The organism is Spiroplasma cantharicola (assembly GCF_001281045.1).
In the GTDB taxonomy this organism is placed as follows: domain Bacteria; phylum Bacillota_I; class Bacilli_A; order Mycoplasmatales; family Mycoplasmataceae; genus Spiroplasma_A; species Spiroplasma_A cantharicola.
The window spans coordinates 144,799-159,702 of sequence record NZ_CP012622.1 but is presented as its reverse complement, the minus strand read 5'-3'; the positions used below and the strand labels follow the sequence as shown (position 1 = coordinate 159,702).

Annotated in this window: 9 protein-coding genes and 6 tRNA genes; all 15 read right to left on the bottom strand. The window is 26.0% G+C overall.

The features are described 5' to 3' along the window. Positions 1-130 precede the first annotated feature (130 nt). Positions 131-2,542 carry a glycoside hydrolase domain-containing protein gene (locus SCANT_RS00700; protein WP_053945820.1) on the bottom strand — a complete coding sequence of 804 codons (2,412 nt, stop codon included), beginning with the start codon at positions 2,540-2,542 and terminating at the stop codon, positions 131-133. Between the two features lie 133 nt (positions 2,543-2,675). Beyond that, the gene (locus SCANT_RS00695) at positions 2,676-3,491 is read right to left on the bottom strand and encodes a Cof-type HAD-IIB family hydrolase (RefSeq protein ID WP_053945819.1); all 816 of its coding nucleotides are present in this window, start codon (positions 3,489-3,491) and stop codon (positions 2,676-2,678) included. A gap of 14 nt (positions 3,492-3,505) precedes the next feature. After that, complete coding sequence (trxA, locus tag SCANT_RS00690) at positions 3,506-3,811, bottom strand: thioredoxin (RefSeq protein ID WP_053945818.1); 306 nt, start codon at positions 3,809-3,811, stop codon at positions 3,506-3,508. 13 nt (positions 3,812-3,824) lie between these two features. Next, positions 3,825-4,658, bottom strand: a complete 834-nt coding sequence (locus SCANT_RS00685) for an HAD hydrolase family protein (protein WP_053945817.1) — start codon at positions 4,656-4,658, stop codon at positions 3,825-3,827. A 118-nt stretch (positions 4,659-4,776) separates the two neighbouring features. Further along, entirely contained in the window at positions 4,777-6,216 is a 1,440-nt protein-coding gene (locus SCANT_RS00680) for a uracil-xanthine permease family protein (protein ID WP_053945816.1), read from the bottom strand. Between the two features lie 269 nt (positions 6,217-6,485). Next, a tRNA-Leu gene (locus SCANT_RS00675) sits at positions 6,486-6,570 on the bottom strand. A gap of 5 nt (positions 6,571-6,575) precedes the next feature. Beyond that, positions 6,576-6,651, bottom strand: a tRNA-Lys gene (locus tag SCANT_RS00670). A 63-nt stretch (positions 6,652-6,714) separates the two neighbouring features. Further along, on the bottom strand, positions 6,715-7,089 hold the full coding sequence (locus tag SCANT_RS00665; RefSeq protein WP_053945815.1) for a hypothetical protein: 375 nt from the start codon (positions 7,087-7,089) through the stop codon (positions 6,715-6,717). 79 nt (positions 7,090-7,168) lie between these two features. Then, positions 7,169-7,244 (bottom strand) — tRNA-Thr (locus SCANT_RS00660). A gap of 9 nt (positions 7,245-7,253) precedes the next feature. Further along, positions 7,254-7,329 (bottom strand) — tRNA-Val (locus SCANT_RS00655). Between the two features lie 17 nt (positions 7,330-7,346). Further along, positions 7,347-7,422: transfer RNA gene (locus SCANT_RS00650), tRNA-Glu, on the bottom strand. 7 nt (positions 7,423-7,429) lie between these two features. Continuing rightward, positions 7,430-7,505: transfer RNA gene (locus tag SCANT_RS00645), tRNA-Asn, on the bottom strand. Between the two features lie 128 nt (positions 7,506-7,633). After that, a complete protein-coding gene (locus SCANT_RS00640) occupies positions 7,634-9,466 on the bottom strand; it encodes an ABC transporter ATP-binding protein (RefSeq protein ID WP_053945814.1) in 1,833 nt (610 codons plus the stop codon). A 79-nt stretch (positions 9,467-9,545) separates the two neighbouring features. Then, on the bottom strand, positions 9,546-12,299 hold the full coding sequence (locus SCANT_RS00635) for a cation-translocating P-type ATPase (RefSeq protein ID WP_053945813.1): 2,754 nt from the start codon (positions 12,297-12,299) through the stop codon (positions 9,546-9,548). Between the two features lie 607 nt (positions 12,300-12,906). Then, a complete protein-coding gene (locus SCANT_RS00630; protein WP_053945812.1) occupies positions 12,907-14,760 on the bottom strand; it encodes a lipoprotein in 1,854 nt (617 codons plus the stop codon). Positions 14,761-14,904 lie beyond the last annotated feature (144 nt).

The window sequence follows — 14,904 nt, the reverse complement described above, 5'->3', positions numbered from 1 at the left end:
TACTGATTGTAATTTCATAGTAATTCTCCTTTGTGTTTTTAATAACATTATTATATATAAATAAATATAATAAAGTTAAAATAAATATTAAAAAGATTTTATTTTATCAATAAAATCTAATATTTCTATTTTAAAAATTATAATTTCTAATTAATCAGTTAATATAAGTTGCTTGACCTGATAAACTTCTAGTTGAAAAATTATTATTAAAATCATAATAATTTAAATTTCATTTTTCATTAATATATCTATTTTCTTCTTTTGTATCAAATTGTAATATATCTTTATAGTTACTATAATTTGAACTTTCTTTTAAAATAATTTTTGCTTTATTTACAAGATTAATACCTTTAATCATATTAACGTATCTTAAACTATCAAACATTTCATTTGAATCACCAGGATAAATATAAAATGAATCTCCTGGTTCTTTTGTTGGGTCTAAAACTTCACCATCTAACGAGATATCATTTTTATAACCATCTACTTGATACCTATCATAACCATGTGCTCCCACTTTAAATGAAAATAACATGGCTCATAACATTTCATAACCATTACTATTTAAATAAGTTGCTGGGTAATTATTTCATGAAGAATATATATGAGTTTTTTTATTATCAGAATTTCTTTTATTAAAGTATTCAATTAGATCCTCTAGCATATCCTTGCTTTTACTAAATTCATAAATAAATTCTCTTTGTTGGAGAGTCACATAATCATAAACATCTAAAGCATTTTCAAGACCTTCAAAATCTTTAGATTCTAACTGAAATTGTCAACCACCATACAAGTGACTTTTTCAAAAGTCTTTGTATGTATCATCAATATCTTTAAAAATATCAATTGATAAATTATTTACTTCAGCTGAAAATTCATCATAAGAATAATAAATATTGATATCTTCGTATATAGTTTGATTTTGAGATGCGTGAATTGCCAATTGATCACGTAATAACGGTATCATTTGATTTATTACTGCAATTCCATCTGGTGTAATTTCACCATAACTATCTACATATAAACTATTGGCAGCAACTTGATAAGCTCTTTGGTCTGAATCTTTAACAAAAAAATTAAACATATTAGAATTTCCTCTTGAACCTATTGGAATTAAAATATTTTTTACTCCACTATCCTTTAGGAACTTAACATATCTATCAAATACTTTAAAATCTAATTCTCAAATACCTTTATCTGCTGTTTTACTAAAAACTTCTTCCAAAGTTTCACCCATAAAGCTTTTTATAACATTTTTTTCATCTTGATGAGGAGTGAAAACATATTTTATAAAATTACCCAAACCAAAATTTGGAACTGATATACTTTCATAATTTGATCTTTCACTCATATCTTTAATTTTTCGTCCTAAAATATTATCTCTTGTAACCAAAGAGTTTGTATCTAGGTACTTTGGAAGAGTTCTTGTAATATCATCTACTATTGCATAGTCATAATTTCCAATAATTTTTGTTGCTTGTGATTCATTATTTAAATCTAAAAAATACTCTTGATTAATTTTTTTATAAAAATCAACATTAATATAATCAATTTGTTTACCAGCAGTTGTTACATATTTGTATGTCTTTGATTTTAATCAAACTCTTATAAAATCGTCTTTTTCTTCTACTTCAAATACTTCTGAATCATTTGGCAATAAGGGATTTTCAAGTTTAATTATTTTTTTTAATTTTTTAGAATCCTCAAAATCTATATTATCTTCATCACTATAATCAATTTTTCTTTTTGTAACTACTTCATTTAAATTTTTTAAAATAAATTTTGAAGAAGTATTTGGAAAGAACATTGCACTAGATCCAAAATCAGAAACCTTATATTCTAATTTATTATTAATTTGATATTCTTTATCTATAATAATTTCTTTTATAACATTATTAATACTATAATTAATTTTGAATTTCAATCTACCTACATTTGATTTATCTTTACTAGCATATCGAATTAGTATTGGTTGAAAACTTAAAGGCATTTCACTAATTTCTACATTGTTAGTTATTTCATCAAAAGTATAAAATTCTCCTAAAGGAATTAGATCATTGTTTGCTTTTGTAGTATTATTATTCTTTATTGGATTAATAATATGTGCTGAAACATCTATATCTTCATTTTGATTAAAAACTTCAATATTAATATTTTTAACAACATCTTCATTAACATTTTTAAATAAAATTATTTGCTCTTCAAATGTATCATTTTTTCATAAATTTATTTTTTTATTATAAATTTTTGTTCTCTTAACGTTTTGCTCATCGCCATAAAAAGTATAATTTTTACTATCCCTTTTATAAGTTGCATAATTAAATTCTGTTTCACCAAAAAAATAAGATAGTGTATGAGAACTTTCCAACTCTTTCTTATCTTCATTCTTTAAAGGTCCTGTTTGTCAAACAGCTGATCTTTTATTATCCAAAATAATATCTCTACCATTTTTTGAAAAAATAAAAATCACGGGAAGAATAATTGAAGTCATCAGTAATAAACTCATAAAAGCAATTAATATAATTTTTGATTTTGTTTTCATAATATCTCCTTTATAAAAGAATTTCCCTATTTTAAACAATCAAAAAATTATAAATTTAATAAAATATAAAATTACATTAAAATTGAAACATAATAAAATATTTTATTATGTTTCAATTTGTTTAAGATTGCTTTTAGACTAGTATTGTCTTTTGAATTCAGTAGCCTACTCCATGTTTCTTATTAGTTTTTGTTGAATCTGTTGCAATTTCTTTTAAATGTTTTTTAGAATTTCCCATTGCAATTCCTTGACCAGCTCATTGAAGAGCTTTTTGATCATTATCACTATCTCCAAAATACATTATTTCTTCAGCTTTTATACCATAAGACTTTGCAACATTTTGAAGTGAATATAGTTTATCAACACCTTTTGGATTAATTTCAACATTAGAAGAATGCGGAACATAGCTTCATGAAAACATTTCAAATTCTTTATCCTTTAATTTATTTTTAAGTGTAGAAATACCTTTTGGCTTTCCATAAACAACAATTTTATATGAAGTATCTTTTACTGTTTCGCGATTATATTTGATTAATTTTCTATGAGAAAATTTTTTCAATACATAGGTAAATAAATCTCTTTTTAAAATATATGCAATATTTGGATCTTTTGCATAACTAAAACAGCTTAGTTTATTTTCCTTAGCTACATCATAAATAAATTTAAAATCTTCTAATTCAAATAAATGCTCTTCCACCATAATAGGTTCTGCATTTTCATTGTATTTAAAAGTAGCTCCTCCATTTAAACTTATTAAAAACTCTTGAGCTGAATCAAGGCCAATTGCCTTTGCAATATTTTTAGCTCTTGATATATTTCTACCTGTAGCAATACAAATTTTAATACCTTTTTTTCTTGCCTCTTTAATGGCTTTAATATTTTTCTTAGATACTACATTTCTTCTTTTTACTAAAGTTCCATCAATATCAAGTGCTATTAACTTTATCAATTTCCTATGCCCCCTTATTTAATAAATTGCTTTAATATATCTTTTGGCATAAACCCACTATTTTGTTTAACAACTTCACCATTTTTAAACATAATAATAGTTGGAATTGACATAACATTATATTTTAATGCTACTTCTTTTAGTTTATCCGTATCTACTTTAATAAAATTTACTGAACTTTCTTCATTTGAAGTTAAATCAAATATCGGTGCAAACATTTTACAAGGTCCACATCATTCTGCATAAAAATCCACAACTGTGGCTTCTTTTGAAATTTCTTGATTAAATTCTTCTACTGTTTCTATTACTTTAACTGCCATATTTTTCTCTCCTTTATAAAATATTTTCTATTATATAATTAGCTACACCATTTTCATCATTTGTTTTAGTTATAAATGATGCTTTTTCTTTTAGTTCTTTCAAACCATTTTCCATTGCTATAAAATTGTCAACTTCCTGAGCTAACTCAAAATCGTTAAAACTATCACCAAATCCAAATGTTGTTGTATTTGATTGATCCAAACCCAAATAGTTTAGTACTTCTTTAACTACAGATCCTTTATGAATTCCTTTAATTGCCAATTCATAAACTCTATCTGTATATTTTATTATATCAAGTTCATTACTTATAATAGCAAAATTTTTATAAAATAATTCAATACTTTCCTGGCTTGGTTCCTTTTCTAAAACAACGGTAATATGATTAATTTCCTTATCAATTTCTTCAAAAGAATCAATTACTTTATAATCTATTTTCATAATTTCTGATCAATAGAAGGAATTTTCACCAGGACCATAAACAAAATAAGCATCATCTGCAATAAAATGTACTTTATATTTTCCGATTTTTCCATAAGTTATATTAAAAATTTGTTTCAATGTGTCTTTAGAGATATATTCTTTTCTTATTCAATTATTTTTTTTAAAATCATATATATGAGTTCCATTATTTGCCGCAGCAATTCCACCTAACTTGTCTAGTTCTAAGTAAATTGATTGTTGTTCAAAGGTATCTTTTGTACATCTTGCAGTTACTGGAATAAAGTAATAGTTTTTATCATAAACCTTCTTTACAACATTTTTTGTAAATTCACTAAATTCATGTGTACTTGCAAGAGCACTACCATCTAAGTCTGAAAAAATAAGAACATTTTCTTTTAATTTCATAATTTCACCTCGATTTGTCAATTATGATTATAAATCAAATATATTAGTTTAGGAAGTCAATTAAAAAATGATTCAATTAATTTGAATCATTTCCATAATTTCATAGACATTTATTTAATTATTTATCTTTTTTATTCTTGATTTGTTTTTTATTACTATCAACACTATCTTGCTTGGGTTTTCTTTTGAAACTATTAAATATTGTTAAAATTCCAGCATTATCATGCTTTGGAAGCAACAAATTCAACATTACTCCAGAAAATGTTGCTAAGAATAATCCTGTAATATGGAATGAGCCAATTACAATATCTTCTTTCATAATTGACATTCCAATTCCTATTGCTAAAATAACTGATATTACAACTAAGTTTTTAGCATCTTTAAGGTCTACTTTTGAATCAATCATAATTTTAATTCCATTTGAAGCAATCATTCCAAATAGCATTAAACTAATCCCACCCATTACAGGTACTGGTATCATTTTTATTATTTCATTTATAGGAGCAATAAAACTCATTATTATTGCAAATATGGCTGCTAATCCTGTAACTCAAACACTTGCAACTTTTGTTAAACCAACAACACTTGTATTTTCTGCATAAGTTGCATTTGCAGGACCACCAATTAATCCAGCAAAACTCATAGCCACCCCATCTGCCATTAAGGTTCTACTAATTCCTGGATTTTTGATAAAGTCTCTTCCAGTCATTGTTCCAATATTTATATGATCACCTAAATGCTCAACCATAGTAACTAATGATATTGGAACAATTGCAACCAATGCTGGTCCAATTGTATTAGGATTTACATCTCATATCTTCTTAAAACTTGGATATCATTCTCAATTATTTGGGTTTGCAATACCTTGGGTATTTAATATTGTTCAATTATTTTTTATTAAAGAGAAGTGTAAAATTATACAAATAATATATCCCACACTTAAAGCAATTAAAATTGGAATAACTTTAACAAAGCTCTTTGCTTTTAACATACAAATAGCTGCTACAAGAAAAGTTATAACTCCAATTAGAATTGCCAATCACTGAGGGTAATTACCTCATGCATTATTCTTTGCTACAAAACCAATATTTTCTAATGCACTTGGAACTGCACTAAGACCAATAGTAATTATTATTGGACCTACGACTATTGGTGAAAAGGCTTTTTTAATTCATTGCACTCCAGTTCAATGAATTAAAAATCCCATAAAAATATAGACAACTCCAACAGCAAATACAGCAATAAAAATTGAGTTTCCCCATTGATTTCATCCAATTCCTAAAACCGTCATATAAGCAAAACTGCTTCCCAAATATATTGGTACTTTTGCCATTGTAAGGGCAATATAAATTAATGTTCCTACTCCAGAACAAAAAAGTGCCATTGATATATTTATAACTTCCCCTTTTTGAGAAAGACTATTTATAATAATTGGAACCAACACAGTTGCTCCAAACATTGCAAAGACGTGTTGAAGTGATAAAACAATTCATTGACCAATATTTTTTGGTTTTTGATTTGGTTCTAAAACTAAATTAATTTTTTTAATTTCTTCCATATTTTCTCCTTTCAAACTAAAATATTTACAAAAAAAATCAACCAATAAAATGGTTGATTAATTAGATATAAATAATTTAGAAAATTGAAAAGAATGAGAAATATAAAAATCTCTGTATTCTAACTTATTGTTTTTGATTAGTCAGTTAAAATTTTTCATAGAATTCCTCAAACTTTTCTTAAAGAAGAATATACACAATATAAAATTAAATTGCAATATTTTAATTAAAAAATAAAAAAAATCACTGGCAAGTGATTTAAAAATCTTTATGGTCCGGAATAAGGGACTTGAACCCCCACGTGTTACCACGCCAGATCCTAAGTCTGGTGCGTCTGCCAATTCCGCCAATTCCGGATGAATGGTGTCCCGTATAAGACTTGAACTTATGACCCACTGGTTAAAAGCCAGTTGCTCTACCGACTGAGCTAACGAGACGATTAAAATAACAAATTTATAATAACATTTTTTTTGTTTTAATCAAATAATTAAAGAGAAAAATTATAAGTATTCCCTCGTAGTTTTTAAATGAATTGACCCAATTGAAATAAAGATTAAACCACAAATAATATTTATAATTCCAAATATTCAAGTGAATGAAATTATAGTAAAGAATAATATAATACCCAAAATAATCAATATAATTGAGCCGACAAAAGTAGATTTAGTTGTGTTTTTAATAATAGATATAAAAGCGACAAAAGCTACTATTAATAAAAATACTATTGATGAAATCACAATTATATAGACTATATCTTCAAGAGATTTATTATTCAATTCATAATAAATGCTTTTAATAAAAGCAATAACCAAAATTTGATTTAAAAGAAATACTGATAAGGATATATATGTAATTAAAGATAAGCTTTTTTTCATTAATTTGCTCCTTTAATAATATAATACATATATTTCAGAATAAAAAAACAACCAAGTATGGTTGATGATATTTTCCTTATGGTGCTGATGATAGGACTTGAACCTACAACCTACTGATTACAAGTCAGTTGCTCTGCCAATTGAGCCACATCAGCATAAAAAAATGGTGGAGTGTGACGGGCTCGAACCGCCGACCGCCTGCTTGTAAGGCAGGAGCTCTCCCAACTGAGCTAACACTCCAAAGAAAAATATAAAAATGGTAGCCTGTACGGGGTTCGAACCCGTGTGTGCACGGATGAAAACCGTGTGTGTTAACCGCTTCACCAACAGGCCATCAAAATGGCGGCTTTTGCAGGACTCGAACCTGCGACCAACCGGTTAACAGCCGGTTGCTCTACCAACTGAGCTAAAAAGCCATAGATAGATTTCTACCTATTCATAATAGCATATTAATATTATTAAAATCAATCTTTTTTATTAATTTTTTGTAAAAAGTGCGTCTTTTTGCATATAAAAAACAAATATTAGATATTTGTTTTTTATATTATTCAATTAACCCTGCTTTATAAAGTTTTTGGAAGTGACCTGGTTGATCTCTTAATTCACTAAATTTACCTCTTTGGACTATTCCAGCACCATTACCACCTAAAACAATAATTTCATTAGCATTTTTTATTGTACTTAATCTATGAGCAATAGTTACAGTTGTTCTTCCCTTCATCAATAAATCTAATTTTGCTTGAATTTCTTTTTCCACAATATTATCAAGAGCTGAAGTTGCTTCATCTAAAATTAAAACTTGAGGATTTTTTAAGAACATTCTTGCAATGATTAATCTTTGCTTTTGCCCACCACTTAATAAGAATCCACGTTCTCCTAAAATAGTTTCATAGCCTCCCGGTCAAGTCATAACAAGTTCATGTAACTCTGCTTTTTTACATGCTTCGATTACTTCTTCATCAGTTGCATCAAAAGAACCATATTTTACATTTTCAAAAACGTCACCATAAAGAATTTGAGGATCTTGTTCTACATATCCAACATGGTTTAAATAACTTGCTAAATTAACATCTTTTAAATTTGTTTTTCCATTAATAATAATTTCACCTTTTGAAGGGTCATAGAATCTCAATAGTAATTTTGCAATTGTTGATTTTCCACTACCAGTTTCACCAACGAAAGCATAAGATTTTCCTTCTTCAAAAGTAAAACTAAATTTTGGTAAAACAATTTTCCCTGGTTTTTCTGGGTATTCAAATTCTAAATTTTTGAATTGAATATCTCCTTTAACTGATTTGACAATCTCACCATCAAAGTAATGTGAATCCATAATTGACTTAGCATGAATAGTATCATCTACTCTTTGTGAAGCAACAGAAGCTTGTGCTAATCCAAATAACGCAGCCATAATATTAAACAATGGTCCAATCATTAATCCCTGAGCTAGATTATATGATGCAAATGTAGTTCCAAAAAATTCTTTTGAAACAGTTGGATCAGTATTACCATAAATTAGCATTGCGCTTACAACTGTTGAAAACTGAAGTACAAAGATTCCACCTCACATAATTGTTAACATAAGTGCTAATCTTGTTCCAACTTTTTTTGATTTTTTATAAAAATCCTTATGAACTTCTTTAAATCTTTCAGTTTCATAATTTTCTGTTCCTGACGATTTAATTAATCTTACAGTGGCGATTCTATCAGTTACATTACCATTAATTTCTGTAATGCTTTCTCTTACTTTAATAACTTTTTTTCTTGTTGCAAAGAAACAAATCATCATTAAAGCCATTATTATAGTAAAAGTTATAACAGTTACTGTTGCCAACTGTCAACTTAATATATACATTAAAATCGCTGCACCTATAATTTCGAAAAATGATAATCCAAATTGTAAAGGAACTTGAACAGCTTGATCTCCAACTATTTGAGTATCAGATACTATTTTTGTCAATATTTCCCCAATTTTTTTATCTGAATAATATGAAATATCTTGTCTAACTAAATTTTCTAAACATCTATTTCTTAAACTAATTTCAATTCTTCTTCCCAATATAAATGCTAAATAATCATATACATAAGAAAAAACACAGTATATAAGAACAACTGCAATTGAAATATAAACTAGTAACTGCCAATCGTCTGTTCATATTTTTGTAATAATGTTAGTTCCTTGAACTACATTATTAGGATCATTTTTTAGGCTAATAGCTCCTGTCATTTGAAATGTTAGTATTGGTAAAAGCAAAGCTAATATAACAATGATTATACAATGAGCTAACATTACTAATGATAATTTTCACTCTTTTATAAAGTAGTAGACTAAAGTTTTTAAAAACTTACCTCCACCAACTTGTAATTCAAAATCTTCCATAATTGTAATTTTCCTTCTTTATATTAAATACAACTCTTATTATATAGCAAAAAGAAGACTATAAAGTTTTCTTCAAGGCTTAAATTCATTTAAAAACTAATTTATAAGTAAAGTAAATGAACACTGTTGGCAATAAAGAATTGATAAAAAATATCATTGCCAAGATTGGGTTCAACCCTATAGTTGTAAAATCAAAGAAATCATTGATTACCCCTACTGGTATTAAAGTTAAACTAGTAACTACAAAAGCCACCGCCATTAAAATTAACAATCATTTATTTGGTCTATACTTATCAACATCGCAAATAGTCTTTGTAGCTCTAATTGGCAAGAAAAAATTATTATATAATATTGAATAAAATATTGGTGAATACATGATTGCCATATAAACTCCTGTTTTACCAAAAGCTAAAGAACTTTCAGTTCCATAACCAAATCATCAAACAGCAATTTGATAATTTAAAACTGCAAATAAAGTATTAAATAATGTTGTTATGATCATTTGAACTCAAATGCCTTTAAGTAGACTTTCACTCTTAGTTGTTGGTGGCGGGTTTTTCATAACTCCTTTTCGCTCTTTTTGCATTCCAATAGGAACTGCTACGATTGTTTCTATAATAAAAATATGAAATAAAATATTTACTGAATTTAAAGCAATATCTTTATTTATTAAAAGTATTAACAATAGAGTAATTATTTGACTAATATTGGCTGCAAGTAAAAATGATATTGAGTATTTAATTTTTTCATAAACATTTCTTCCTGAGTTAACACCAGAAATAATACTTTTAAAGTTATCATCTGCTAAAATAACATCACTAACACTTTTTGCAACTTCTGTACCAGTAATTCCCATTGAAATACCTACATCAGCTTTAACTAAACTTGGGGCATCATTAACCCCATCACCTGTCATAGCAACTATATTTTTATCTTCTTGAAGTAAATCCACAATTAGAGCTTTATGCTCAGGGTTAACTCTTGCAAAAACATTTGTTCTTTTTAATCTTTGTTTTAATTCTTCTCTTGATAACTCATTAATATCTTGACCTGTTAAAACTCCATCAAATACTTCATCTGCAATTCCCAAACGTGAAGCAATTTCAAAAGCTGTTATTTTATGGTCACCTGTAATCATAATTACACGAATACCACCTTTTTTAGCTTCTTCAACTGATTTTTTAACTTCTTCTCTTGGCGGGTCAATAATCGCCACACAACCTAAAAATATCAAATTACTTTCATAAGGATCTTTGGGGTTTTTATATTCTTTTTGTGCAAAACCTAAGACTCTCAATCCACTTTTAGCAAATTTGTATAATTGTTCATTTAATATATTTCTATCATCTTCTGTTAATGGTGTTACTTTTCCATTAATAAATTTATTTGTACAAATATTTGATAAATAATCAACTGCTCCTTTTACATAAATCATTTCTTTTCCATCAACATTATTTAAAGTACTCATTAATTTTCTTTTTGAATCAAATGGAATTTCATCAATTCTTTCATAATTTTTTCTCATTTTAATATAGTTAATATCAAATTTTTTAATAAATTCAATAGTAGCTATTTCAGTTGCACTTCCAATTTTTTCTTTTTCTACAATTGCATCACTACACAATGATATGCAATTTATTAATTCTTTATACTTTACTTTATCAAAATCTTTAAAATCTTTTTCAACAAAATCAATAAAAATCTTATCTACTGTCATCTTATTTTGAGTTAAAGTTCCTGTTTTATCTGAACAAATAACATTAACATTCCCTAAGGTCTCAATTGATTTCGGATTCTTTATAATAACATTTTTTCTAGCCATTTTTTTAGTCGCAACCATTAAACAAATTTTTACAATAATAGTTAGAGATTCTGGAATTAATGATATTGCAGCAGAAACTGCAACTAGTAAAAGATTTTTTATATCAGCTCTTCCTCCAGAAGAAGGATGAATTGAGTCTTTTAAAAATCATGCTGTTAAAAACAAAATTAAACCTAATATAATTGAAGTTAGACCAATAATTGCTGTTAGTAAAGTTACTTTTTTTTCTAAAGGTGTTTTTTCAGGTTTATGTGAAGTAATCTTATTTGCAATTTTTCCAATTTCAGATTCCTTACCTGTACCAAAAATAACACCCATCATTTTACCTTCGATGACCAAAGTAGACATAAAAGCAATATTTTTTTGATCTCCTAGCATTAAGTTTTTATCTTTAATTGAATCCGATATTTTTTTAACAGGTTCATTTTCTCCAGTTAATGCTGATTCATCAATCCTAAGCAATTGATTATCAATAATTCTTGTATCTGCTGGTACAAAGCCCCCAGAATTAACAAAAATAATATCTCCAGGTACAAGCTCTTCAATATTAACTTCAATTTTTTTTGAATTTCTTAAAACAATTGCAAATTGCTTATTTTCATTTAAATTAGCAACTTGATTTAAAGATTTAATCTCTTGTATTGTTGCAATGATAGAGTTGGTTAAAACAATTATTGCAATAATAACTAGTCCTGTTATATCCACAGTTTCAATTTTTTTCGAAATTGCTGATACTAAACCAGAAGCTAAACCAGATAAAATCATTATTAAACTTAATGGATCTAAAAAACTTTTTAAAAAAATTATAAACCAGTTTGGCTTCTTACTTTTTGGAAGATTGTTTTTACCATATTTTTCTAATCTTAATTTTGCTTCTTGATTTGATAATCCAGTTTGAGGATTTGTTTCTAATATACTACATATTTTTTTATTTGATAGTTTATACCAATCGTCGCCTACAGCGACATTTTGGGAGTCTGCTATCTCTTTATTATTTTCATTTATATTCATGATGCACCTCAAAGATTTTATAATCTCAATATTTAAATCATACTACTTTAAATATATAAGTCAAATAAAAGTGAACTTTTAATATTTATATTTTATTATTAATTTAAATTTTTTTGCTTAATTTTTAATTTAAGTACTTTTTTTAATTTTGATTTTTTTATAGTTATTTAATATCTGTTTTACTTAAAACATAAATATCAATTACCTCATTTGCATATAAAAGTAATTACAGAGCTATTATAATTTATAGATATTGTTTTTGCTTCTTCATCTTTTATTAGGAAAATATAAGGCATATTACTAATAAAAGCAACAGATAATCTAATTAACAGATAATTAATTTTTAAAGCAAATAAGATATGTTAAATATTTATTAATAAATAACTCATAGCAATTTTATTAGTATCAATAAAATAAAAAAATGGATATTAAAACTTAATAATCAAATATTAATAAAAAATCACTACTATTCTTTTGAATAACTCAATAAATAAGTATATTACATAAAATATTAAAAATGATTTTTCTTTATAAATGACTTAAAACTAAATTTTATTATCCATATAATTGGTATTATTTTTTCATTGTTATTTATTAAACTTTTTTTCTATACAAACTTAATAAAGCTTTTTTTACCTTCAATTTCTTTTGTTCCCTTTATTATTTTATCTAGATTAAAGTTAAATTGAATATAACCTAAATTGAAATGTAATATTCCTTCATTTAAATTAGGATTAGTATTTGGTCTACCTGGATCAGCAATCATTCATCCATCTTCTTCAAGATATCATGATCATTCATGATAAGATCATTGATTTCCATTTCTAGCTTGGCTAAAAGCAAATTCATACTTTGTATTACTTGTTAAATTTGCTTTTCTAAACATTTCCAATCTGTAATCTTCTAAAGCAATTTCAAAGTTACTATCTGTTGTTAAGTTGAAATTTCCATTAGCTACTCATGAAGTTTCTCTTCCTCAATTTGGCTTAAAGTTGAAATCTTCAGTTAAAGTAGATTTTTTTATTGCCATTAAAAAATCTTCGTTAGTATTTTGTTCTGGATATTCATTATAGTCATGATCTATCTTGAACGTTTCATGAAATGCAGAAAGTGTTTTTGTAGAAAATAGTGCTAAATTTTTTCTTTCAGCATCTTCTTTTATATCTTTACTAAATAAGTAATTAATTGCTATTCTAAAATCAGGCAGTTGATGAACATATGCTCCATTATCTATCCTAATTGATAAACCTTTTAGGCTTACATATCCTAAACTTAAAGACTTTTTAAAGGCTTCTTCGGCTTTTATTTCTTCCATTTGATCTGTTGACAGACCTAGTTGCTTTAAAAATTTTTCTTTTTCAACAGAATATTCCTGTTGTCACATTTTATAATTTTTTTGAGTGAAATAATAATCTCCTAAGTTATTTTGAGTAGCAATTTGTGACGGATCTTTTCTAAAGAAAGTTTCCAACATCATTTTATCATTTTCTTCTTTATAATCATATTTAATTGAATTACTGCTATTATAACTTTTATTTTGATTTACAACTTTAAGTAAAGAATTATCAAATAAATTTGATTCCTTATAGATTAAATCCCCTTCAAAATCAATTGGCAATGATGTTTGTGAACTATCAAAATAGTTTTTTTGAATAAAAGAAATTATTGAAGTTCTAAAATTATTATCTCGTGAATCATCTTGATAATATTTTTTTAGTCCAGATTCAACATCACCATAAGCTTCAAAAGCATCTTTACCATTAGCAATTTTATTTCATTCTAAATTAGTATGTACACTATTTTTTGCATCATTAGAAGCAAAATAGTCTTTTGTTATATTTTGATAAAAATTTTTACTTCCTGTTTGAATTCAATTTTGATTTGTTGAAGTATATTTAAGTGTGTCATTTAATTTAAAAGTTTCAACTTCTTTTTCACCTTTATATTGAAGTACAATATCGTAATCAATAACAACATTTCCAAGATATATTCCATTTGTTTCATTACTTTGTATAATCATAGTTTCAAAATCAAATGCTACACTTTTAAGCAATGATTTTACATCATTTAAAATTATTTTATATTTATTTTGTTTTTTTAATTCATTATTTAAACTAGTCTCCAAAGATTTTACATCTAAAATTTTTTCAAGGTCATTTTTAAGAGCAGTTTTGTCAGCTCCTTGAATTCCTGATGGATTACCTTTATATTTATCAATATTTGCCTTTCTTAAAAACTGATTACTTGATTCAGTTGATGTAATACCAAATAATTGTGGTGCTACTTTTTCAACTAAATGCTTTTGATAAATTTTTTGAACATCTACTTTTAGTTCTTTAATTAAACCATCATAATCAAATGTTTCAGTAATTTCTGGCTCCTTTTCTCCACAAGCAATTACAGTTGCACTTGCACTTGTAATTAATGTTAATGAGCCCAACAATCCTAATAATTTTTTCATTTTTTACCCCTTTTATATTCTAAAAATATTTTTAAAATATAAAAATATTTTACTAAAAAAATGAAAAAAAGCAAACTTTTTAATATGTTTTTTAAAATTATCAAAGCTCCTTATACTTAATTAATATTATTATATAAAAAAGAA